Below are 20,389 nucleotides of genomic sequence, written 5' to 3'. Positions count from 1 at the left end.
AGGATGTTTAAGCTACTGCCTGTGCCTGCCGGTCGGTTTCGATGCTGTTGAAGTAGACCACGGCGGGGGGCAACCCGCCATGGGCAGTGTGTGGCCGCCGATGGTTATAGAAGCTGACCCAGGATCCGATTGCGGCCTTTGCCTGAGACCCGGTCTCCCAGGCATGCAGATAGACGCATTCGTATTTCAGGGACCGCCACAGGCGCTCGATGAAGACATTGTCGATGCACCGCCCCTTGCCGTCCATCGAGATGCGGGTTCCGACGCGTTTCAGCCGATCTGTCCAAGCGAAGGACGTGAACTGGCTGCCTTGGTCAGTGTTCATGATTGTGGGCGCGCCGAACCGGTGGATGGCCTCGTTCAACGCCTCGACGCAGAAGTCCGCTTCCAGGGTGTTCGATATGCGCCAGGCCAGAACTTTGCGCGTGAACCAGTCCATGATGGCGACCAGATACAGAAACCCCCGCCGCATCGGGAGATAGGTAATGTCGGCGCACCAGACCTGACCGGGGCGATCGACCCGCAGCCCGCCCAGCAGGTAGGGATAGGTCTTGTGGCCCTTTCTCGGCTTGCTGGTGTTGGGCTTCTGGTAAATCGGCATCAAACGCATGAGCCGCATCAGCCGCCGGATGCGCTTCTGGTTCACGCCGTGCCCCTCGTTTTGCAGATGCCAGGTCATCTGCCGGACGCCGTAGAAGGGCGTATCCATGAACTGCCGGTCGATCAGCTGCATCAGGCCGAGGTTCTGATCAGTCTCTCCAGCCGGCTCGTGGCAGAACGACGAGCGCGAGATCGACAGCAGGCGGCACTGCGCCCCGATCGACAGTGCAGGGTGGTCCCGTTCGATCATCCCACGCCTCACTTTCCGCTCCACGGCTTGAGCTTTCGTGACAAAAAATCGTTGGCGACAGCCAGCTCCCCGATCTTGGCGTGCAATGACCGGACCGTCTCTTCATCCACCTCCGTCGCGGGCTTCTTGCCGCCGCGCTCGAAGATGTCCGCAGCCCCGTCGAGCAGCGATTTCTTCCATTGATGGATCATCGTCGGATGCACGCCGTATTCGGCCGCCAACTCCGACACAGTGCGCTCGCCCTTGATGGCCTCAAGTGCCACGCGCGCCTTGAAGCCCGCGTCATGGTTCCTGCGTTTTCGCATGCCTGATCTCCTCGTCCGTGGAGACCAGCAAACGTCAGATCGTAGCTTCCGTCACTGTCCGATTTCCGGGGAGTAGCTCAGATTTCCGATTCGGCTGTGGCGGGGCAGGGGCGTCATTTTCAGGGCGGAAATGAAGGGAACGCACTTGTTCCCCCAGTGTTCCCCGGCTTAAAATTAGAAAAGGCCCGCTCGAAAGCGGGCCTTTTCTAAGTAGCTGTAATCCCTAAGGATTTATGGCTCCGGCGGTAGGGATCGAACCTACGACCAATTGATTAACAGTCAACTGCTCTACCGCTGAGCTACGCCGGAACATGGGGCGACGTATAGCCAGAGGATTCTGGGGCGGCAAGAGGCAAAACCAGAAAAACATGCGAAAAAATTCTTTTGCGTCATCGGGCGGTTACCAGCGGTGAGGGGCCGGGCCAGGCTGTGGCTGTGACCTGCCCGCGGCTGGTCAGATCGGCGATATGGGCCAGAAGGTTGCGTCTTGCCGCGGGCCAGAGGGCCTCGGGCGTATCGGCATAGACTATGGGCAGGAGGTCGTCCGGGCTCATCGGGTGCGAGGTGAGGGCGGCAAGGAGTTTGGCCTCGCGCTTCAGGCGGTGATCGATCAGCGCGGCGATTCTTGCGGCGGGATCGTCAATAACCTCGCCATGGCAGGGCAGGAGGCAGGTCCAGCTTTCTGTGGCAAGGCGCTGCAGTGACGTCATATAGGCGCCCATATCGCCATCGGGCAGCGAGACGAGGCTCGGGGCCCAGGCCATGATGTGATCACCGCAAAACAGCGCGCCGCGCCAGGCGAAGCTCAGATGCTCGGCGCTGTGACCGGGGGTGTGGAGGGTGCGAAAGGTCTCGGATCCGATCTGAAACTCTGCGCCATCTGCGAGGCGGATATCCGGCGCGAAGCTGCGGTCGATTCCCTCGCCACCGCTCAGGCCGGCTGCCTCAAGCGCCTGCATAGCCGGAGAACGGCCCGATCCGGCAGGGCCAAAGCCGTAAACCGGGGCACCGGTCGCGCGGGCGAGATCGGGCACAAGCGCCGAATGGTCGAGATGCGGGTGCGTCACGAGGATGGCGGCGATTCTCTCGCCGGGATCCAGGGCCGCGACTATTGCCTCCAGATGCGCGTGCGAGGCCGGGCCGGGGTCGATCACCGTGACCGCGCCCCGACCGACGAGCCAGGTCGTGGTGCCCGGCCCGGTCAGCGGTCCTGGATTCTCCGCAAGCACCCTGCGCAGCGGCAGACCGGCAAGCGTTGTCTCACCGATTGCCTCGCCAGCTGCTGCGCCGACGGTCGCGGTAAGCACGGACGGCTTTTCTTCTTCGGACGACATCTCTAGCCTCTTCGCATGATCACAATGAAACATCTGCTTCCGCGCGGGATCTATGGCAGGGCCGCCCTGATCCTGGTGCTGCCCATCGTCATCATTCAGCTGGTGGTGTCCATGGCTTTCATCCAGCGCCATTATGAGGGGGTTACGCGCCAGATGACGGGCGGTGTGGCGATTGATCTCGCCTATCTCCTGCAGGAGTTCAGGGCCGGAAGCAGCGCGGAAGAGGCGCGGGCGCGGGCCGATGCGATCGGCGGGCCGCTGCAGATCACGGTGACCTTTCCGCCTGGTCCGTTTGCGCCGGTCGATGACTCGGTCGCGGTCTTCGATTTCTCCGGCCAGGCAATTGTCGAAACCCTCCATGCTGAGATCCCCGAGATGCGCGCGGCCGATGTCTCGGGGGATGACCGGATCGTGCGCACCAGAATCGCGACGCCTTTCGGCGATATCCAGGCCGATATCGCGCGGCGGCGGATGTCTGCGACCAATCCGCATCAGCTTTTGGTGCTGATGGTGCTCACCTCGGTGCTGATGACGGTGATTTCGTTCTTCTTCCTGCGCCGGCAGCTGCGCCCGATCGCGAAACTGGCCGAGGCGGCAGAGGCCTTCGGGCGCGGCGAGCGGATCGCCTACCGGCCGCGCGGCGCGCTGGAAGTGCGGGCGGCAGGGCGGGCTTTCGTCGAGATGCGCGACCGGATCGAGCGCCAGATTGAACAGCGGATGCTGATGCTATCGGGCGTCAGTCATGATCTCCGGACGCCGCTGACCCGGATGCGGCTGGCGCTGTCGCTGATGCCGGAAGATGAGGACAGCCGCGACCTCCAGGCCGATGTGATCCAGATGGAGCGCCTCGTGGATGAGTTTCTTGCCTTTGTGCGCGGCGATGCGACCGAGGGGGAGGAGGATTGCGACCCCGCCGCCATCGCGACCGAGGTGATCCAGGCTGCCAGGCGCGGCGGCGGCACTGTGGCGGATCTTGTGGTGACCGGTGTCTCCCGGCGGGCGAAGCTGCGGGGGCAGGGGGTGCACCGTGCGCTTGAAAACCTGGTCGGCAATGCGCTCCGCCATGGCAGCATGGCGCAGATCAGCCTCAGCTTTTCGCCTCACACCCTTGTCTTCGCGGTGGAAGACAATGGCCCCGGCATCCCTGAGGCCGAGCGTGAAAAAGCGGTTCAGCCCTTTACCCGGCTCGGCAGTGCGCGTGACCCCAACCGGGGCGGTGGTGTCGGGCTTGGCCTTTCGATCACCGCGGATATTGCGGCGAGCCATGGCGGTGCGCTCTGGCTTGGGACAAGCAGGGATCTGGGCGGGCTCAGAGCCGAGATGCGGTTGCGGCGCTAGGGGCGCGATGCGACGGGGCGGGGAAAGGTGGGAGCCCTCCCTTGCAGCCCCTCTGTCGCATGACTAAGATTCCGGAAACTTTACGGCAGTAACACAGAGATTGAACTGAAGAGGCAGGTCCCGATGCGCGATCCCGTTGAACACTATATGAATACGCTGGTCCCCATGGTCGTCGAACAGACCAGCCGGGGCGAGCGCGCCTATGACATCTATTCGCGCATGCTGAAGGAACGGATCATCTTCCTGTCCGGTCCGGTGCATGACGGCATGTCCTCGCTGATCTGCGCGCAGCTTCTGTTCCTTGAGGCGGAAAACCCGACCAAGGAAATCTCGATGTATATCAACAGCCCCGGCGGCGTGGTGACCTCGGGTCTGTCGATCTATGACACGATGCAATATATCCGCCCGAAGGTCTCGACGCTGGTGATCGGCCAGGCAGCCTCGATGGGCTCGCTGCTGTTGCAGGCCGGCGAAAAGGGCATGCGGTTCAGCCTGCCGAATTCCTCGGTCATGGTGCACCAGCCCTCGGGCGGCTACCAGGGCCAGGCGACCGACATCTTGATTCACGCCCGCAATACCGAGCGGCTGAAACGGCGCCTGAACGAGATCTATGTCAAACATACCGGCAATGATCTGAAAACGGTCGAAGACGCGCTGGAGCGCGACAATTTCATGACCGCCGAAGAGGCAAAAGCCTGGGGGCTGATCGACGAGATCGTGGCCGAGCGTGGTAAGGCCGACGATCTCGCCAAGTGAGAACCGGCCAGGGAAGAATCATTTCTGGCACCGGCGCGGCAGGTTTATCGCCTGCCGTGACCGCATAATGACAGCGATGTGAAGATTGGCCCGGGAGCGGGCCATCCTCGGGCGATTTGGCGTTGTGGAGGTTTCGGACCTGTCCTAGACTTCTCCACTGAAATGGCCGCGTTATCTGCGCGGCGACTGCAAAGGGTTACGCATGGCCACCAATTCGGGCGACAGCAAGAACACGCTTTACTGCTCGTTCTGCGGCAAAAGCCAGCATGAGGTCCGCAAGCTGATCGCCGGACCGACCGTGTTCATCTGTGATGAATGCGTCGAGCTTTGCATGGATATCATCCGCGAAGAGACCAAGACTTCGGGGCTGAAAACCGGTGAGGGCGTGCCGACACCGCGCGAGATCTGCAAAGTTCTCGACGATTATGTCGTCGGCCAGGCCCATGCGAAACGGGTGCTCTCGGTCGCGGTTCACAACCATTACAAGCGTCTGAACCATTCGTCGAAACAGGATATCGAACTTTCGAAATCGAATATCCTGCTGATCGGCCCGACCGGGACCGGCAAGACGCTGCTGGCGCAGACGCTGGCGCGCATCCTTGATGTGCCATTCACCATGGCCGATGCGACCACGCTGACCGAGGCGGGCTATGTCGGTGAGGATGTCGAGAACATCATCCTGAAACTGCTGCAGGCCTCGGAGTATAATGTCGAGCGCGCACAGCGCGGCATCGTCTATATCGATGAGGTCGACAAGATCACCCGCAAGTCGGACAATCCTTCGATCACCCGCGACGTCTCGGGCGAGGGGGTGCAGCAGGCGCTTCTGAAAATCATGGAGGGCACGGTTGCCTCGGTGCCGCCGCAGGGCGGGCGCAAGCATCCGCAGCAGGAATTCCTCCAGGTCGACACCACCAATATCCTCTTCATCTGCGGCGGCGCTTTTGCCGGTCTTGACCGGATCATCGCGCAGCGCGGCAAAGGGTCGGGGATCGGGTTCGGTGCCAAGGTCAAAGGCCCGGATGAGCGCGGTGTCGGCGAGCTGTTCAAAGAGCTGGAGCCGGAAGATCTGCTGAAATTCGGTCTGATCCCGGAATTCGTCGGCCGTCTGCCGGTGCTGGCAACGCTGGAAGACCTTGACGAGGCAGCTTTGGTCACCATCCTGACCGAGCCGAAAAACGCGCTGGTGAAACAGTATCAGCGGCTTTTCGAGATCGAGAATGTGAAGCTGACATTCACCACCGAGGCGCTGTCGGCGATTGCGCAGCGCGCGATCAAGCGCAAAACCGGTGCCCGTGGTCTGCGCTCGATCATGGAAGATATCCTGCTCGACACCATGTTCGAACTGCCGGGCATGGAAGGCGTGCAGGAGGTTGTGGTGAATGAGGAAGTGGTCGGTGGCAAGGCGGTGCCTTTGCTGGTCCATACCGAAACGCCGGGCAAGAAAAAGCAGGCCGCCAGCGCCTGAGGCATTGGTCGGTGAAAGTCAGGGGGCGTGCCGGGAACGGCGCGCCCTTTTTCTGTTGTTGAGGCTGTCGCAACTGCGGATGCCTCCGGCGGGGATATTTTCAGACAGATGAAAGGCGGAACGGCGCGCCAGTAGGGGGAGGCGGCGCGCTGGCTCTGGACCTTTGGTGATGGCTGGTTCATATGGGGGGACGAAGATATGCCCGGAGAAACAGGTATGAAAAAGTTCCTGCTCAGCCTTCTGACCTGGTGGAACAGCGAGACGCTGAACACGAGGTTCTTCACCTGGAGAAACGGGGTGAAGGTGGGTGAAGATGATCAGGGCAATGTGTTCTACCAGTCGAAAGACGGTAAGAAACGCTGGGTGATCTTTAATGGTGAGATGGAGGCGAGCCGTGTCGCGCCGGACTGGCATGGCTGGCTGCACCACACCTGGGAAAAGCCGCCGACCGAGGCGCCGCTGAAACATAAGGTCTGGGAAAAGCCGCATCACGAGAATCTCTCGGGGTCGGATCTGGCCTATGCGCCGCCCGGCTCGATCCGGCGCGGTGTGCCGGCAGAGCGCAAGGATTACGAGGCCTGGGCGCCCGAATGACGGGATCGCGCAGGCCAGGGGGCAGGGTGAGGTTTCACGGATGAGCCATTCTGTTGCAGAAGTGCTGACCGGGGCCGCTGTGCTCGCCGTTGGGATCGGTTTTGCCGTCTGGGCCGCGAATGGGGCAGGGCGTGGCTTTGGCGCCACCCAGACCTATCCGCTGACCGCCTCTTTTCGTGCGGTGGACGGGATCCAGGTTGGCTCGGATGTCCGGCTCGCGGGGCTGAAGGTCGGCACGATCACCAAGCTTGAACTGAATCCGGCAACCTTCTTCGCCGATGCCACGATCTCGATGCGGCAGGGCATCGAATTGCCGAGTGATTCCGCGATTCTGATCTCGCAGGACGGGCTTTTGGGCGGCAGTTATGTCGAGATCCAACCGGGCGGCATGGCGGATGTGCTGGGCCCGGGCGATGAGATCGAGGATACCCAGGGCTCGGTTTCGCTGATTTCGCTCCTGCTGAAATTCGTGGGCAGCGGCTCCTCTGACAGCGGCGCGGCGGCGCCGGCGGATGGCGGCTGATGCGGCGGCGGGCTCTGGCTTTACTTCTGATCTGCGCCGCTGGCCCTGCTTTCGCGCAGGGATTTGCAGAAGGCGAAGGCGCCGAGATCCGCTGGCTTGATACGCTGACCGGGCGCACCGGCGATCTGGAGCTGTCGCGCGGCCAGGCGGCGACCAATGGGCGGCTGACGATCCAGCTGAACCAGTGCCGCTACCCCCAGGAAAACCCGGCCGCCGAAGCCGAGGCCCATCTGACCATTCTTGATTCCAGCCGCCAGGACCCGGTGTTTTCGGGCTGGATGCTGGCTTCGGCACCGGCTTTGTCCGCGATGGATCACCCGCGCTATGACGTCTGGGTGCTGCGTTGCATCGTGCCGGGCTATAAGCCGCCCGAGACAATCGAGACGCCGGAAGAGACCGAAGAGGGTGAAGGCGAGTAACCCGTCGGGAGAAAGCTGGCCTTGCGGCCCAGGGCCGCACGCAGGCGTTCATGATAGGCGGCGCGCGGGATTTCGACGCCGCCAAGGCTCGCCAGATGCGGCGTGATGAATTGCGTATCGAGCAGCAGATAGCCGCCGGCCCGCAGCCGGTGCGTCAGATAGGCGAGCGCCAGTTTTGACGCATCGGTCCGGCGCGAAAACATGCTTTCGCCGAAAAACGCCGCCCCGAGGCTGACGCCATAAACACCGCCGACCAGGGCATCATCTTCCCAGACCTCAAGACTATGGGCAAAGCCCATCTCGTGAAGCGATTGGTAAAGCGCCAGGATCTGCGGGTTGATCCAGGTCTCTTCGCGGTCGGCGCAGGCCAGAACCACATCGCGAAATGCCTCATTGACCGAGACACGCCAGGGCGCGCGGCGGATTGTTTTCGCAAGGCTGCGCGAGATATGGAACCCGTCCAGCGGCAGTACGCCGCGCCTGCGCGGATCGACCCAGTGAATTTCGGGATCGACGCGCGAATCCGCCATAGGAAAAACTCCCGCCGCATAGGCGTGCAGCAGGAGTTCCGGGGTAATCGCCGTCATCCGGACTCAGTCGCGGGGCGCGAACTGGGCCGCGAGCCACTTTTCGAGCCAGTGGATATTGTAATCCCCGCTCTGAATGTCCGGCTCGTTCAGCAATGCCTCAAAGAGCGGCACCGTGGTCTCGATCCCGTCGACAACCAGCTCGCCAAGCGCGCGGCGCAGACGTGCCAGGGCCTCGGGCCGGTCGCGGCCATGGACGATCAGCTTGCCGATCAGGCTGTCATAATAAGGCGGGATCGAATAACCGCCATAAAGCGCCGAATCCATCCGCACCCCAAGCCCGCCCGGCGCGTGGAAGGTCTTTACCCGACCCGGAGACGGGGTGAAATTCGGCAGCTTCTCGGCATTGATACGGACTTCAATCGCGTGGCCGTTCACTTCCAGATCGGCCTGGTCGAAGGACATCGGCAGGCCGGCCGCGACGCGGATCTGTTCGCGCACGAGATCGACGCCATAGATGAACTCGGTCACCGGATGTTCGACCTGAAGGCGGGTGTTCATCTCGATGAAGTAAAACTTGCCGTCCTCATAGAGGAATTCGACGGTGCCGGCGCCGATATAATTGATCTTCGCGACCGCATCGGCACAGACTTTACCGATCTCGGCGCGCAGCTTCGGCGTGATCACCGGGCCGGGCGCTTCCTCGAAAACCTTCTGGTGGCGGCGCTGCAGTGAACAGTCACGCTCGCCCAGATGCACCGCATTTCCCTTGCCGTCACCGAAGACCTGGATCTCGATATGGCGCGGTTTTTGCAGGTATTTCTCGATATAGACCTCGTCATTGCCGAAGGCCGCCTTGGCCTCGGAACGCGCGGTCCGGAAGGCGACTTCCAGATCGGCCTCGGTCAGCGCGGTTTTCATACCGCGCCCGCCGCCACCGGCCGTCGCCTTGATGATCACCGGATAGCCGATTTCTTTGGCCACGCGTTGCGCGGTCTCGTAATCCGGCACACCGCCATCCGAGCCGGGAACCACGGGGATCCCCAGTTCCTTCGCGGTCTCTTTCGCGGTGATCTTGTCGCCCATGATGCGGATATGCTGCGCGGTCGGGCCGATGAAGGTGATGCCGTGATCTTCCAGCGCCTGGGCGAAATCGGCATTTTCCGACAGGAAACCATAGCCCGGATGCACGGCCTGGGCGCCGGAGATCTCGCAGGCCGAGATCACCGCCGCCTTGTTCAGATAGGACCCCGAAGAGGCAGCCGGCCCGATACAGACGGATTCGTCCGCCAGCCGCACATGCATCGCATCGGTATCGGCGGTCGAATGGACCGCGACCGATTTGATGCCCATTTCCCGGCAGGCCCGGATCACGCGCAGCGCAATCTCGCCCCGGTTGGCGATCAGGAGTTTTTCAAACATCCGATGGCCTCACTCGATGATCATCAGGGGCGCGCCAAATTCGACCGGCGTCGCATCATCGACGACAATGCGCTTCACCGTGCCGGATTTCGGCGCCGGGATGTGGTTCATCGTTTTCATCGCTTCGATGATCAGAAGCGTCTGGCCTTCCTTGACCTGGGCGCCCACGGTGACGAAAGGCGCGGCGCCGGGTTCTGCCGACAGATAGACCGTGCCGACCATGGGCGAGGTCACGGCGCCCGGATGCTGGGTCGGATCTTCCGAGGCGGCCGGGGCTGCGACCGCTGCGGCTGCGGGGGCGAGCCCGGGTGCCGCTGCATAGACCGGCGCAGGCGCGGCGACAGCCGTGGTCACGATATTCGCCTGTTTGACGACCCGGACCTCAAGGCTGTCATCTTCGCCATATTCGCGTTTGACGGCGATCTCCGTCAGCTCGTTCTTGTTCAGAAGCTCGGCGAGTGCCGAGATGAATGCGACGTCTGCGTCGGAAGAATGTTTGCTCATGCCGTCCTCTGATGGCGTTTCATCGCCTGTTGACTTTGTTGCACCTGATTGAACGGCGCGGATATGGGCGCGATTGTCAGCGCTCACAAGGCCCCGTTTCTGCTGATCTCCGCTTATAGGGCAGCCATTCACCAGAGAAAAGCGCCGATCCATCACCCCGGGCCTGAGGCGCTGATTGGCGCTTTTTTCAGCTGCGGGCGCGCGGCATGCCAGCCGGAACAAGGTTTAAAATTTTTCCATTTGGTAAAATTTAAGACCTGTGAGACGCTGAGTCCGGAAGAAGAAGCCCAGGAAGAGCCGAAACCAGCAACTATCCCCCAACAGAGAGGTCTTGTGCGATGAGCAACAGCCCGCTGACCCCCGGTATCGCATCGGGACGTTTGCCAGCCGAGGAATATGACCGCAATTTTCTCGACCACCTGCCGGCTCTTGATGTGCATGAGGCGCGGGTGGCCGCAGACCGGTGCTATTTCTGCCATGACGCGCCCTGTATGACGGCCTGCCCGACTGCGATTGATATCCCGCTTTTCATCCGCCAGATCGCAACCGGCACGCCGGAGGCTGCGGCAAAGACCATCTGGTCGCAAAACATCCTTGGCGGCATCTGTGCCCGCGTCTGCCCGACCGAGACCTTGTGCGAAGGGGTCTGTGTGCGCGAGGTGGCCGAAGGAAAACCTGTTGAAATCGGCCGTTTGCAGCGGTTTGCCACCGATTTTGCGATGCCGAAGGGGCATCCGTTCCAGCGCGCGGCGCCCACGGGGCGCCGGGTGGCTGTGGTGGGGGCAGGGCCTGCGGGGCTCGCCTGCGCGCATCGGCTGGCGATGCTCGGTCATGATATCGTGGTGTTTGAACGCCGCCCCCGGCCGGGGGGCCTGAATGAATATGGCATCGCGAGCTACAAATCGACCGGCGGTTTCGCGCAGGCCGAGGTGGACTGGCTGTTGCAGATCGGCGGTATCGAATTGCGCAATGGGGTGGAGCTTGGCCGTGACATCACGCTGGCCGAGCTGCGCCAGACCTATGATGCGGTGTTCCTCGGGATCGGTTTGCAGGGCGTGAATCTCCTTTCCGCCGGCGGCGAGGATCTGGAAGGCGTCGGCAATGCGGTCGATTTCATCGCGGAACTGCGCCAGTCAGATGATCTCTCGACGCTGCCGGTCGGGCGCGATGTGGTGGTGATCGGGGGCGGCATGACGGCGGTGGATGCGGCGGTGCAGTCGCGGCTTCTGGGGGCGGAAAACGTCACCATCGTCTATCGCCGCAGCCAGGAGAAAATGTCGGCTTCCGAACATGAACAGGATCACGCCACCAGCAAAGGCGTTCGAATCATCCATAATGCGGCGCCCCTGCGGGTGATCGGCGAAACCCGCGCCGAGGCCGTGGAATTCGCCTATACCGAGGACGGGCCCGATGGGTTGCGGCTTTTGCCCGAGACCTTCACGCTGAAAGCCGATCAGGTGCTGCGCGCCATCGGCCAGCGCCTCACCGGTCTGCCCGATGGGGTGACTGCCAAAGGCGGCAAGATCGACACCGCGCCCGCGCAGGTCTGGGCCGGGGGCGATTGCGCCGCCGGGGGCGAGGACCTGACCGTGACCGCCGTGGCCGAAGGCCGTGACGCCGCGCTCTCGATCCATCGCCAGCTCTCGGGATTGTAACCATGGCTGCACAGCAAAGTGGCATCGCAATCCGGTCAGGGCCTTATACGCGAAGTTTGCGTAACTGCGACGGTGCGCCGGAGCTTTGGTCTTGTTCCCAGGGTTTTTCTCGTCCAAAGGTCTCGCAACTAGCGAGGCACTATGACCGATCTGATCGACCAGATAATCGACTTTATCGAGCGCCATCATGCGTTTGCCCCCTGGATCATGCTGGTCTTCGCGGCCGCCGAAACCACCGCTTTTCTGTCGATCCTGATCCCGTCGACGGCGATCATGGTCGGGGTGGGCGCCTTTGCGGCCAATGGCATCCTGAACTTCACAACGCTGTGGATCGGGGCCTCGATCGGGGCGATGGTCGGCTCGTTCTTCTCCTATTGGCTGGGATGGCGCTACGGCGCGTCTATTCTGCAGATGCGGCCAATGCGCGACCATCCGGAATGGAAGGCGAAGGCGAATACGGCGTTTCTCAGCTGGGGGCCGGTGACGATCTTCGCGGGTCACTTTGCCACCCTGCTGCGCCCGGTGGTCTTTCTGATGGCGGGGATGAGCGGCATGACGCTGCCACGCTTTGCCTTCTGGAACATCCTCGGCTGTATCACCTGGGCCGGGGTCGTATTGAAGTTCGGCGAGGTCGGCGGCTGGCTCATCAGCTGGGCCTGGGGCTGGCTCTTCGGCTGAACGCCCCTTCCTGCACCACATTTTACGGCGCGGCGGATCTGCATCCGACCGCGCCTTTTTCTTGTGCGAAACCTGTTCCCAGACACCAGAGACGGCGCAGAGCCGTTCATCTCCAGGGAGGCTCAAATGGCTGATCTTTCGACGAATTTCCTCGGCATCCGCTCGCCCAACCCGTTCTGGCTGGCCTCGGCGCCACCGACCGACAAGGAGTATAATGTCGAGCGCGCATTCGAGGCGGGCTGGGGCGGTGTGGTGTGGAAGACCCTCGGGGCCGATGGCCCGCCAGTGGTCAACGTCAACGGCCCGCGCTACGGCGCGGTCTGGGGGGCGGACCGGCGGCTGCTGGGGCTCAACAATATCGAGCTGATCACCGACCGGCCTTTGCAGGTCAATCTGGATGAGATCAAATCGGTACGCCGCCGCTGGCGGGATCGCGCCCTGATCATCTCGCTGATGGTGCCTTGCGATGAGGAGAGCTGGAAAGACATCCTTAAGAAGATCGAGGATACCGAAGCAGATGGGGTCGAGCTGAATTTCGGCTGTCCGCATGGCATGGCGGAACGCGGCATGGGCTCGGCCGTGGGCCAGGTGCCCGACTATATTGAGATGGTGACCCGCTGGGTGAAACAGCATTCGCGCATGCCCTGTATCGTGAAGCTCACGCCGAACATCACCGATATCCGCCTGCCGGCCGAGGCCGCCAAACGCGGCGGCGCCGATGCGGTCAGCCTGATCAATACGGTGAATTCGATTACTTCGGTCAATCTCGATACGTTTTCGCCCGAGCCGATGATCGACGGCAAGGGATCGCATGGCGGCTATTGCGGCCCGGCGGTGAAGCCCATCGCGCTGAATATGGTGGCCGAGATCGCGCGGTCGCGGGAAACTGCGGGCCTGCCGATTTCGGGGATAGGTGGCGTGACCACCTGGCGCGACGCGGCAGAGTTCATCGCCCTTGGCTGTGGCACGGTGCAGGCCTGCACTGTGGCGATGACCTATGGGTTCAAAGTGGTGCAGGAGCTGATTTCGGGCCTCAGCGAATATCTCGATGAGAAGGGAATGACGCTGGATGAGCTGCGCGGCCGCGCGGTGCCCAATGTCACCGACTGGCAATATCTGAACCTTAATTACGTCGCCAAGGCGCATATCAACCAGGATGATTGCATCAAATGTGGCCGCTGCTATGCGGCCTGCGAGGATACCAGCCATCAGGCGATTGCGATGGGCCCGGGGCGTGTCTTCACCGTGAAAGACGATGAATGCGTCGCCTGCAATCTTTGCGTCAATGTCTGCCCGGTCGAGAATTGCATCACGATGGAGCCGATGGCGAAGGGCTCTGTCGATCCGCGCACCGGGCTTGTGGTCGGCGATTACGCGAACTGGACGACGCATCCGAACAACCCGTCCTCACGCCCGGCGGCAGAATAGGCGGAACGGGCTCTGGCGCCGTCCGCAGATGTCGGTTCGGCGCCACTCTCCGGTCAGGAAACCCTGTTCCGGCGGGCTTGGTGTGCAGCCAGTCGTTCGCAGCAAAAGATCACGCGCGACCCTGCGTGCGGCAGAGGCACATGAGGCAGTGCGTGGGCCGTTTGGGGCCCCTGGGCCATAGGAGCGCGCCGGAGGTCGCGGCTTGCCTGTGTTCCTCAGGGCACCCGGTTTGCCAGCGGATTCACTCCGACCGCGCGGAGCGTCATCATATAAGCCCGCTGCGCAGCCGCGACCTTGTCGCGCGCGGCTTCAGAGAGCAGGCTCTGATCGGTCAAAGGCGGTCTTGAACTGTTGGTCCCCGAGGCCTGAGCCACCGGACGCGCGATCTCGCTTGCGGCGGCGGCCGAAGCGCGGCTGCCGCTTTGTGATGCCGGAGCTGATCCGGCAGAAGTCCCGGCCTGGGCATTCGCAACCGGTTCCACGGCTGCCATGACCGGCCGGACGGCGGAAATGAATTCCATAACCGTCACCCCACGATAGAAAGCCCCACCCGAAGAGCCTGACACAGATCAGCCTGTCTCCCTAGGGGTTAATGTCTTGCTTTTTAATGGTCTTTCAGGGGATGCCCATGCCCGGCTGCGGCGATAACAGCCGCAGATAGAGGGTTTCAAGAAAGCCCGCGGCCTCGGTCCAGGGATCGTGACCCGCGCCCAGCACCGCGCGCGTCTGGCTTTCGAAATCGGCATAATGCTGGGTCAGGGCCCAGACCGAAATGATCAGATGCACCGGGTCCGAACGTCGGATCCGCCCCTGATCCATCCAGCGCGCCAGCAGCCGCGCTTTTTCCTGTACCAGATCGTGCAATTCCCCCTGAATCGCCTCGGAGATACGCGGCGCACCTTGCAGGATCTCATTGGCGAAGAGCCTGCTTTCACGGGGAAAATCGCGCGACAGATCCAGCTTGCGACGCATATAGGCCAGCATCTCGGCAAGCGGGTCACCGTCTTCGCGCATCGCCCGCAGGGGCTCCAGCCAGGAGGTCATCAGCCCGGTCAGCAGGTCGCGGTGGATCTCTTCCTTGGATCCGAAATAATACAGCAGATTGGGTTTCGAGAGCCCGGCCTCAAGCGCGATCTGATCCAGCGTGGTGCCGCGAAACCCCTGGGCCGAGAACACCTCCAGCGCTGCCGCGAGGATGGTCTCGCGGTTCTTTTGCTGGATACGGCTGCGGCGCGGGGCGCGGACGGTCTGGTTCTCCATAAAGTTTTTAAATCAGGCGCGGGGCATTCGGTCAAACCTCTGTCGCGCGTCCGGGGAAAATTCTTGACCATGTGGTCAGGCTGTGCTGGCTTCTGGCTGACACCACAGCAGGACGGGAACATCATGGCCAACACCAGCAGAATCGGGGCCAGAACAGGCGCAGGTGAAAACCTCCGTATCAATTCCGAACGGCTGTGGGAAAGCCTGATGGAGATGGCCAGGATCGGGCCGGGTGTCGCGGGTGGCAATAACCGCCAGGCGTTGACCGATGCGGATAATGAAGGCCGCCATCTGTTTCGCGCCTGGGCAGAGGCCGCCGGCATGACCATGGGCGTCGATCAGATGGGGAATATGTTCTTCACCCGCCCCGGCGAGGAGGCGGATGCTGCGCCGGTCTTCATGGGCAGCCATCTCGATACCCAGCCGACAGGCGGCAAATATGACGGGGTGCTGGGCGTTCTGGGCGCGCTTGAAGCCATCCGCACGATGAACGATCTCGGCATCCGCACGAAACATCCGATCACGGTGGTGAACTGGTCGAATGAGGAAGGCGCGCGGTTTGCACCTGCCATGGTGGCCTCGGGCGTTTTCGCAGGTGTCATCGATCAGGATCATGCCTGGTCGCGCCAGGACCCGGACGGCAAGCGTTTTGGCGATGAGCTGCGGCGGATCGGCTGGCTTGGCGATGAACCGACAGGGGCGCGGAAAATCCACGCCTATTATGAGCTGCATATCGAGCAGGGGCCGATCCTTGAGGCGGAAAACGTTGATATCGGCGTGGTGACGCATGGCCAGGGGCTGTGGTGGCTTGAATTCACCCTGACCGGGCGCGACGCGCATACCGGCTCGACCCCGATGGCGATGCGCAAGAACGCAGGCCTCGCTATGGCGCGGATATTTGAGCTGGTGCAGGAAGTCGCGATGGCGAACCAGCCTGACGCGGTGGGCGGTGTCGGTCAGGTGCGGTTCGCTCCGAATTCAAGGAATGTGCTGCCGGGCGTGGTGGTGTTCACCGTCGATATCCGCACCGTGGATCTGGCAAAGCTGAACCGGATGCGGGCGGCAATCGAGGAAGGCGCCGCAAAGATCTGCGCCGCGCTGGACGTCGGCTGCGCGGTCGAGGCGGTCGGGCATTTCGACCCGGTGACCTTTACCCCGGATCTGGTCAGATCGGTGCGCCGCGCGGCAGAGAGGCTGGGGTATTCCCACCGTGACATCGTTTCGGGCGCGGGGCACGATGCCTGCTGGATCGCGCGCGTGGCGCCGACCACGATGATCTTTTGCCCCTGTGAGGGCGGGTTGTCGCACAATGAGGCAGAGGCGATCAGCCCGGAATGGGCGGCGGCAGGCACGGATGTGCTGCTGCATGCCGTGCTGGAAACGGCGCAGGTCGTGGCGTGAAAAGAAAAGGCTGAGACATGACTTCTTCTCCGGTGATCCTTGCGGCGCTGCTGGCTGTTATGGGCACGGCCGCGGCGGCGGAAGGCTGGCAGCTGCAATATCTGGCGGATGGCGGCGGCTCGCGCCCGGTCGTGGTCGAGCGCTCCGAGGCCGAATTCTCCGAAGCCTATTTGCGCGATGGGGTCGGGAACGGGCTCTATCTTTCCTGCTGGACCGATGAGGGCGGCAATCGCACCATCCGCTATTCTGCCGCAGGCGAAGCGGCCTTTGGCAGCACGATCACCGCGCGCCTTGGCCTTGCCGATGGCGACAGTATCGACCTGAACGAGATGCCCTATGCCGGCGGCAGCTATTTCACCGCGCTTGGCCCGGACTCGGTGGAGCGGCTGCAAAACAGCGCCGGCGTCATCCTCTCTGTCAGGGGCGAAGAGGTCGGAACCGAATTCGATTTCGCTGCCGGGGGGCTGCGCGAGGCGCTGGCCGATCCGGTATGTGCGGGACAATAACAGGGAGAAGATCATGAGCACGGTCATCAAAGGCGGCACCATCGTAACGGCGGATCTGAGCTATGTTTCGGATGTGCTGATCGAGGCGGGGCAGATCATTGCCATCGGGCATGGGCTGAAGGGCGACAAGGTTCTTGACGCCACCGGCTGCTATGTGATGCCGGGCGGCATTGATCCGCATACCCATCTCGAAATGCCGTTCATGGGCACCTATACGGCGGATGACTTCGACTCCGGCACCCGCGCCGCGCTGGCGGGCGGCACCACGATGGTCGTCGATTTCGCGCTGCCCGCGCCGGGCCAGGGGCTGATGGATGCGCTGAAGCTCTGGGATAACAAGGGCGCGCGGGCGCATTGCGACTATTCGTTCCATATGGCGGTGACCTGGTGGAGCGAGCAGGTCTTTGACGAGATGAAAGAGGTCGCAGATCGCGGCATCAACTCGTTCAAGCATTTCATGGCCTATAAGGGCGCGCTGATGGTGAATGACGACGAGATGTTCGCGTCATTCTCGCGTTGCGCCGATCTGGGCGCGATCCCGTTTGTACATGCCGAAAACGGCGATCTCGTCGCGGAATTGCAGACGAAACTCATGGCCGCCGGCACCACCGGGCCGGAGGGCCATGCCTATTCGCGGCCCCCGGCGGTCGAGGGTGAGGCCACCAATCGGGCCATCATGATCGCCGATATGGCGGGGGTACCGGTCTATATCGTGCATGTCTCCTGCGAAGAGGCGCATGAGGCGATCCGCCGGGCGCGCCAGGCCGGGCAACGTGTCTGGGGCGAGCCACTGGTCCAGCATCTGACGCTGGATGAGAACGAGTATTTCAACCAGGATTGGGACCATGCCGCGCGGCGCGTGATGTCGCCTCCGTTCAGGAACAAACGGCATCAGGACAGTCTCTGGGCGGGGCTTTCCTCGGGATCTCTGTCCTGCGTCGCGACCGATCACTGCGCGTTCACCACCGCGCAGAAACGCACGGGGTTGGGCGATTTCACAAAGATCCCCAATGGCACCGGCGGGCTTGAAGACCGGCTTTCGATGCTCTGGACCCATGGGGTGCGGACCGGGCGGATCACGATGAACGAATTTGTCGCGCTGACCTCCACGAATATCGCCAAGATCCTGAACTGCTACCCGAAGAAGGGCGCAGTGCTGGTCGGGGCCGATGCCGATCTGGTGGTCTGGGATCCCGAAAAGACGAAAACGATTTCGGCTGCAAGCCAGCAATCGGCCATTGATTACAATGTCTTCGAGGGGCAGGAGGTCATCGGTGGGCCGCGTTATGTTCTGTCGCGCGGGCATGTGGCTGTGACGGATGGCGTGCTGACCTCTGCCGAGGGGCATGGCAAATTCGTCGCCCGCGACCCGCGCGGGTCGGTCAGCCGCGCCTATACGCAGTGGAAAGATCTTACCGCACCACGCCCGGTGCAGCGCGGCGGCATTCCGGTCACGGGTGTGTAAGCCTCGGTTGTAAAGTTTTCACCGCGCTGTAAATTCTCCGGGCGAGCCTGTCGCAAGCCCCGCCCGGAGTTCCCATGTCACGCGCCCCTCTGATCGGCACCCGCCTGCGGGAGCGGCGCATTGCGGCGGGGATGCGGCAGGGCGATCTCAGCCGGGCGGCGGGGATCTCGCCCTCCTATCTGAACCTCATCGAACATAACCGCCGCAATGTAACTCCGGAGGTGCTGGAGCGGCTCGCACAAGCGCTTGATCTTGCGCCGGAGGAGTTTTCCGAGCGGGATCCCGGCGCGCTGGTGGCGGAATTGCGCGCGGCGGCGGCGAGTTTTCCGGGGTCGGGCGCCGAGGCAGACCGGGCAGGCGAACTTGCCGGGCGCTATCCCGGCTGGGCGCAGCTGATTGCCGATCTACAGACCCATATCGCGGGGCTCAGGCAGGGGATGGCGGCGCTGAATGACCGGCTGGGTCATGACCCACATCTTTCGGCGGCCCTGCATGAGCTGTTATCGGCGCTGTCGGCGGTCCGGGCGACGGCGGGGATTCTGGTCGAGACCGAGGATCTCAGCCCCGACTGGCAGCGCCGCTTTCACCTGAACCTGCATCAGGACAGCGAACGTCTCGTGGATGGCGCCGAAGCCCTGGTCTCCTGGCTGGACCATTCCGGGGAGGAGCCGGAGAGCGTCGCCGTCGCCCCCCAGGATGAACTGGAGGCCTGGCTGGCGCGGATCGGCTGGACGCTGCCGGATGAGGCGGCACCCGATCAGATCCAGGGGCGCGAGGCGCGGGCACTGGCGCGGGCCTGGACAGGCCAGGCGCAAAAGGACATCGCGATGATCCCCGAGGCGGGGTTGCGCAAGGCGCTGGCGGCGGGGGGCGATCCGGCGCTGATTGCCGCCAGATTCGGGGTGCCGGTTCATGCTGCGATGCGGCGCATTGCCTTCCGGCCCGGTTCTGACGCCGGGCTGGTGGTCTGTGATGCGTCGGGGACGCTCTTGTTTCGCAAGCCAGTGCCAGGGTTTTCGCCGCCGCGCTATGGGGCGGCCTGTCCGCTCTGGCCGCTGTTTGCGGCGCTGGCACGCCCTGGCCAGCCGGTCCGGGCGGTGGTTGAGATGCCGCAGCCCGGCGGCGGGCGGTTTCTCTGTCTTGCCTGGTGCGAGGCGCGGCTGCCCTGGGGCTTTGCAGGGCCGGAGCTGCGCGAGGCGGCTATGCTGATCCTGCCGGATCCGGCGCCACCGGCCGACCAGGCGCCGATTGCGGCGGGAACCACCTGCCGCATTTGCCCGCGCGAGGCCTGTCCCGCACGCCGCGAGCCCTCGATTCTTGGGTCCGCGCCGGCCGCGGCGGCAAAGCCGCAGCGCGGCGCGGCACGCCCCGGTTGAACCCTCTTGCCGCAATGCAGCGCGAGATCGCCTTTTGACAGGGGCAGGAAAATCATAAGATACTGGCGTTCCGGGCCAGGTGTCCGGAACCGGGAGGGCCGGGAGCGCCGCGTCACAGGCGGTTGAACGGGGCGGAAGAAAGGCGGGGGACGGGCATGGAAAACAGCCGCAAGGTGCTGCTGGTCGAAGATGAACCGAATATCGCCGAGGCGATCCAGTTCATCCTGTCGCGCGCCGGCTGGGAGGTGATCCACCATGCCGAAGGCCGCGATGCGGCCCAGATCGCGCGAAGGCTGCAGCCAGGCCTTGTGATCCTTGACCATATGCTGCCCGGGCTTTCCGGGATCGAGGTGCTGACGGCCCTGCGCGCCGATCCGGTGACGGCAGGGGTCCCGGTTCTGATGCTGACCGCCAAGGGCCTGCCGCGCGACCGCGAGGCCGCCGAACGCGCGGGGGCGACGCGTTTCATGACCAAACCCTTTTCGAATGCCGAGATCGTGGCCGAGGTGCGCAGCCTGACCGGGGCTGGCGACATAGCCGGCCGGGCCGGGGCGGAGTCCGGCAATGTCACCCCATAATG

Annotated in this window: 21 protein-coding genes, 1 tRNA gene and 1 pseudogene; 15 read left to right on the top strand and 8 right to left on the bottom strand. The window is 63.1% G+C overall.

Annotated features, from left to right (window positions below):
• Positions 1–7 precede the first annotated feature (7 nt).
• From BLW25_RS08070 to BLW25_RS08060, 3 genes and pseudogenes are all read right to left on the bottom strand, one after another.
• A pseudogene (locus BLW25_RS08070) lies at positions 8–1,155 on the bottom strand (IS3 family transposase).
• A gap of 234 nt (positions 1,156–1,389) precedes the next feature.
• Positions 1,390–1,464 (bottom strand) — tRNA-Asn (locus BLW25_RS08065).
• 80 nt (positions 1,465–1,544) lie between these two features.
• Positions 1,545–2,489 carry an MBL fold metallo-hydrolase gene (locus tag BLW25_RS08060; protein ID WP_092897997.1) on the bottom strand — a complete coding sequence of 315 codons (945 nt, stop codon included), beginning with the start codon at positions 2,487–2,489 and terminating at the stop codon, positions 1,545–1,547.
• 24 nt (positions 2,490–2,513) lie between these two features.
• Between BLW25_RS08060 and BLW25_RS08055 the strand changes: the two genes are divergently transcribed.
• The 6 genes from BLW25_RS08055 (at position 2,514) to BLW25_RS08030 (ending at position 7,587) form a co-directional block, all read left to right on the top strand.
• On the top strand, positions 2,514–3,827 hold the full coding sequence (locus BLW25_RS08055; protein ID WP_253188294.1) for an ATP-binding protein: 1,314 nt from the start codon (positions 2,514–2,516) through the stop codon (positions 3,825–3,827).
• A 123-nt stretch (positions 3,828–3,950) separates the two neighbouring features.
• Positions 3,951–4,583 (top strand): ATP-dependent Clp protease proteolytic subunit, encoded by a 633-nt coding sequence (locus tag BLW25_RS08050; RefSeq protein WP_092897993.1) that lies wholly within the window; start codon positions 3,951–3,953, stop codon positions 4,581–4,583.
• A 202-nt stretch (positions 4,584–4,785) separates the two neighbouring features.
• Entirely contained in the window at positions 4,786–6,051 is a 1,266-nt protein-coding gene (gene clpX, locus BLW25_RS08045; RefSeq protein WP_092897991.1) for an ATP-dependent Clp protease ATP-binding subunit ClpX, read from the top strand.
• Positions 6,052–6,267: 216 nt separating this feature from the next.
• A complete protein-coding gene (locus BLW25_RS08040; protein ID WP_092897989.1) occupies positions 6,268–6,645 on the top strand; it encodes an NADH:ubiquinone oxidoreductase subunit NDUFA12 in 378 nt (125 codons plus the stop codon).
• 40 nt (positions 6,646–6,685) lie between these two features.
• Positions 6,686–7,168, top strand: a complete 483-nt coding sequence (mlaD, locus tag BLW25_RS08035) for an outer membrane lipid asymmetry maintenance protein MlaD (protein ID WP_092897987.1) — start codon at positions 6,686–6,688, stop codon at positions 7,166–7,168.
• On the top strand, positions 7,168–7,587 hold the full coding sequence (locus BLW25_RS08030) for a DUF2155 domain-containing protein (protein WP_092897985.1): 420 nt from the start codon (positions 7,168–7,170) through the stop codon (positions 7,585–7,587). The genes mlaD and BLW25_RS08030 overlap by 1 nt, the downstream gene beginning before the upstream one ends.
• Here the strand turns inward: BLW25_RS08030 and aat are convergent.
• Genes aat through accB form a run of 3 tightly spaced genes read right to left on the bottom strand, consistent with a single transcriptional unit; the run spans position 7,527 to position 10,040 of the window.
• On the bottom strand, positions 7,527–8,174 hold the full coding sequence (gene aat / locus BLW25_RS08025) for a leucyl/phenylalanyl-tRNA--protein transferase (RefSeq protein ID WP_092897983.1): 648 nt from the start codon (positions 8,172–8,174) through the stop codon (positions 7,527–7,529). The two genes, BLW25_RS08030 and aat, sit on opposite strands and share 61 nt — an antisense overlap.
• Before the next feature lie 6 nt (positions 8,175–8,180).
• Positions 8,181–9,536 (bottom strand): acetyl-CoA carboxylase biotin carboxylase subunit, encoded by a 1,356-nt coding sequence (gene accC, locus BLW25_RS08020; RefSeq protein ID WP_092897981.1) that lies wholly within the window; start codon positions 9,534–9,536, stop codon positions 8,181–8,183.
• A gap of 9 nt (positions 9,537–9,545) precedes the next feature.
• Positions 9,546–10,040, bottom strand: coding sequence for an acetyl-CoA carboxylase biotin carboxyl carrier protein (gene accB / locus BLW25_RS08015; RefSeq protein WP_092897979.1), 495 nt, complete (start codon positions 10,038–10,040; stop codon positions 9,546–9,548).
• A gap of 63 nt (positions 10,041–10,103) precedes the next feature.
• Between accB and BLW25_RS23930 the strand changes: the two genes are divergently transcribed.
• From BLW25_RS23930 to preA, 4 genes are all read left to right on the top strand, one after another.
• Positions 10,104–10,382, top strand: coding sequence for a hypothetical protein (locus BLW25_RS23930; protein ID WP_143040473.1), 279 nt, complete (start codon positions 10,104–10,106; stop codon positions 10,380–10,382).
• Complete coding sequence (locus BLW25_RS08010; protein WP_092897977.1) at positions 10,379–11,695, top strand: NAD(P)-dependent oxidoreductase; 1,317 nt, start codon at positions 10,379–10,381, stop codon at positions 11,693–11,695. Before BLW25_RS23930 ends, BLW25_RS08010 begins: the two co-directional genes overlap by 4 nt.
• A gap of 141 nt (positions 11,696–11,836) precedes the next feature.
• The gene (locus BLW25_RS08005; protein ID WP_092897975.1) at positions 11,837–12,373 is read left to right on the top strand and encodes a DedA family protein; all 537 of its coding nucleotides are present in this window, start codon (positions 11,837–11,839) and stop codon (positions 12,371–12,373) included.
• A gap of 126 nt (positions 12,374–12,499) precedes the next feature.
• The gene (preA, locus tag BLW25_RS08000) at positions 12,500–13,801 is read left to right on the top strand and encodes an NAD-dependent dihydropyrimidine dehydrogenase subunit PreA (protein ID WP_092897973.1); all 1,302 of its coding nucleotides are present in this window, start codon (positions 12,500–12,502) and stop codon (positions 13,799–13,801) included.
• A gap of 215 nt (positions 13,802–14,016) precedes the next feature.
• On the opposite strand, the gene BLW25_RS07995 is transcribed toward preA, so the two are convergent.
• Together BLW25_RS07995 and BLW25_RS07990 are read right to left on the bottom strand one after the other, a co-directional pair.
• Entirely contained in the window at positions 14,017–14,322 is a 306-nt protein-coding gene (locus BLW25_RS07995; RefSeq protein WP_092897971.1) for a hypothetical protein, read from the bottom strand.
• 94 nt (positions 14,323–14,416) lie between these two features.
• A complete protein-coding gene (locus tag BLW25_RS07990; protein WP_092897969.1) occupies positions 14,417–15,061 on the bottom strand; it encodes a TetR family transcriptional regulator C-terminal domain-containing protein in 645 nt (214 codons plus the stop codon).
• Between the two features lie 123 nt (positions 15,062–15,184).
• Here BLW25_RS07990 and BLW25_RS07985 point away from each other — a divergent pair, with 123 nt between their 5' ends.
• The 5 genes from BLW25_RS07985 (at position 15,185) to BLW25_RS07965 (ending at position 20,387) form a co-directional block, all read left to right on the top strand.
• The gene (locus BLW25_RS07985; protein WP_092897967.1) at positions 15,185–16,462 is read left to right on the top strand and encodes a Zn-dependent hydrolase; all 1,278 of its coding nucleotides are present in this window, start codon (positions 15,185–15,187) and stop codon (positions 16,460–16,462) included.
• 17 nt (positions 16,463–16,479) lie between these two features.
• A complete protein-coding gene (locus BLW25_RS07980) occupies positions 16,480–16,968 on the top strand; it encodes a hypothetical protein (protein WP_092897965.1) in 489 nt (162 codons plus the stop codon).
• Between the two features lie 13 nt (positions 16,969–16,981).
• Positions 16,982–18,433 (top strand): dihydropyrimidinase, encoded by a 1,452-nt coding sequence (gene hydA, locus BLW25_RS07975; RefSeq protein ID WP_092897963.1) that lies wholly within the window; start codon positions 16,982–16,984, stop codon positions 18,431–18,433.
• Positions 18,434–18,507: 74 nt separating this feature from the next.
• Positions 18,508–19,809: a helix-turn-helix transcriptional regulator gene (locus BLW25_RS07970; protein ID WP_092897961.1), complete on the top strand. Its 1,302-nt coding sequence runs from the start codon at positions 18,508–18,510 to the stop codon at positions 19,807–19,809.
• Positions 19,810–19,964: 155 nt separating this feature from the next.
• The gene (locus tag BLW25_RS07965) at positions 19,965–20,387 is read left to right on the top strand and encodes a response regulator transcription factor (RefSeq protein ID WP_092897959.1); all 423 of its coding nucleotides are present in this window, start codon (positions 19,965–19,967) and stop codon (positions 20,385–20,387) included.
• The last annotated feature ends 2 nt before the right edge of the window (positions 20,388–20,389 follow it).

Origin of the sequence: Rhodobacter sp. 24-YEA-8, from assembly GCF_900105075.1 — a bacterium.
Taxonomy (GTDB): Bacteria; Pseudomonadota; Alphaproteobacteria; order Rhodobacterales; family Rhodobacteraceae; genus Pseudogemmobacter.
Note: the sequence above shows the minus strand (reverse complement) of the source record. Positions and strands in the feature narration are given on the sequence as shown.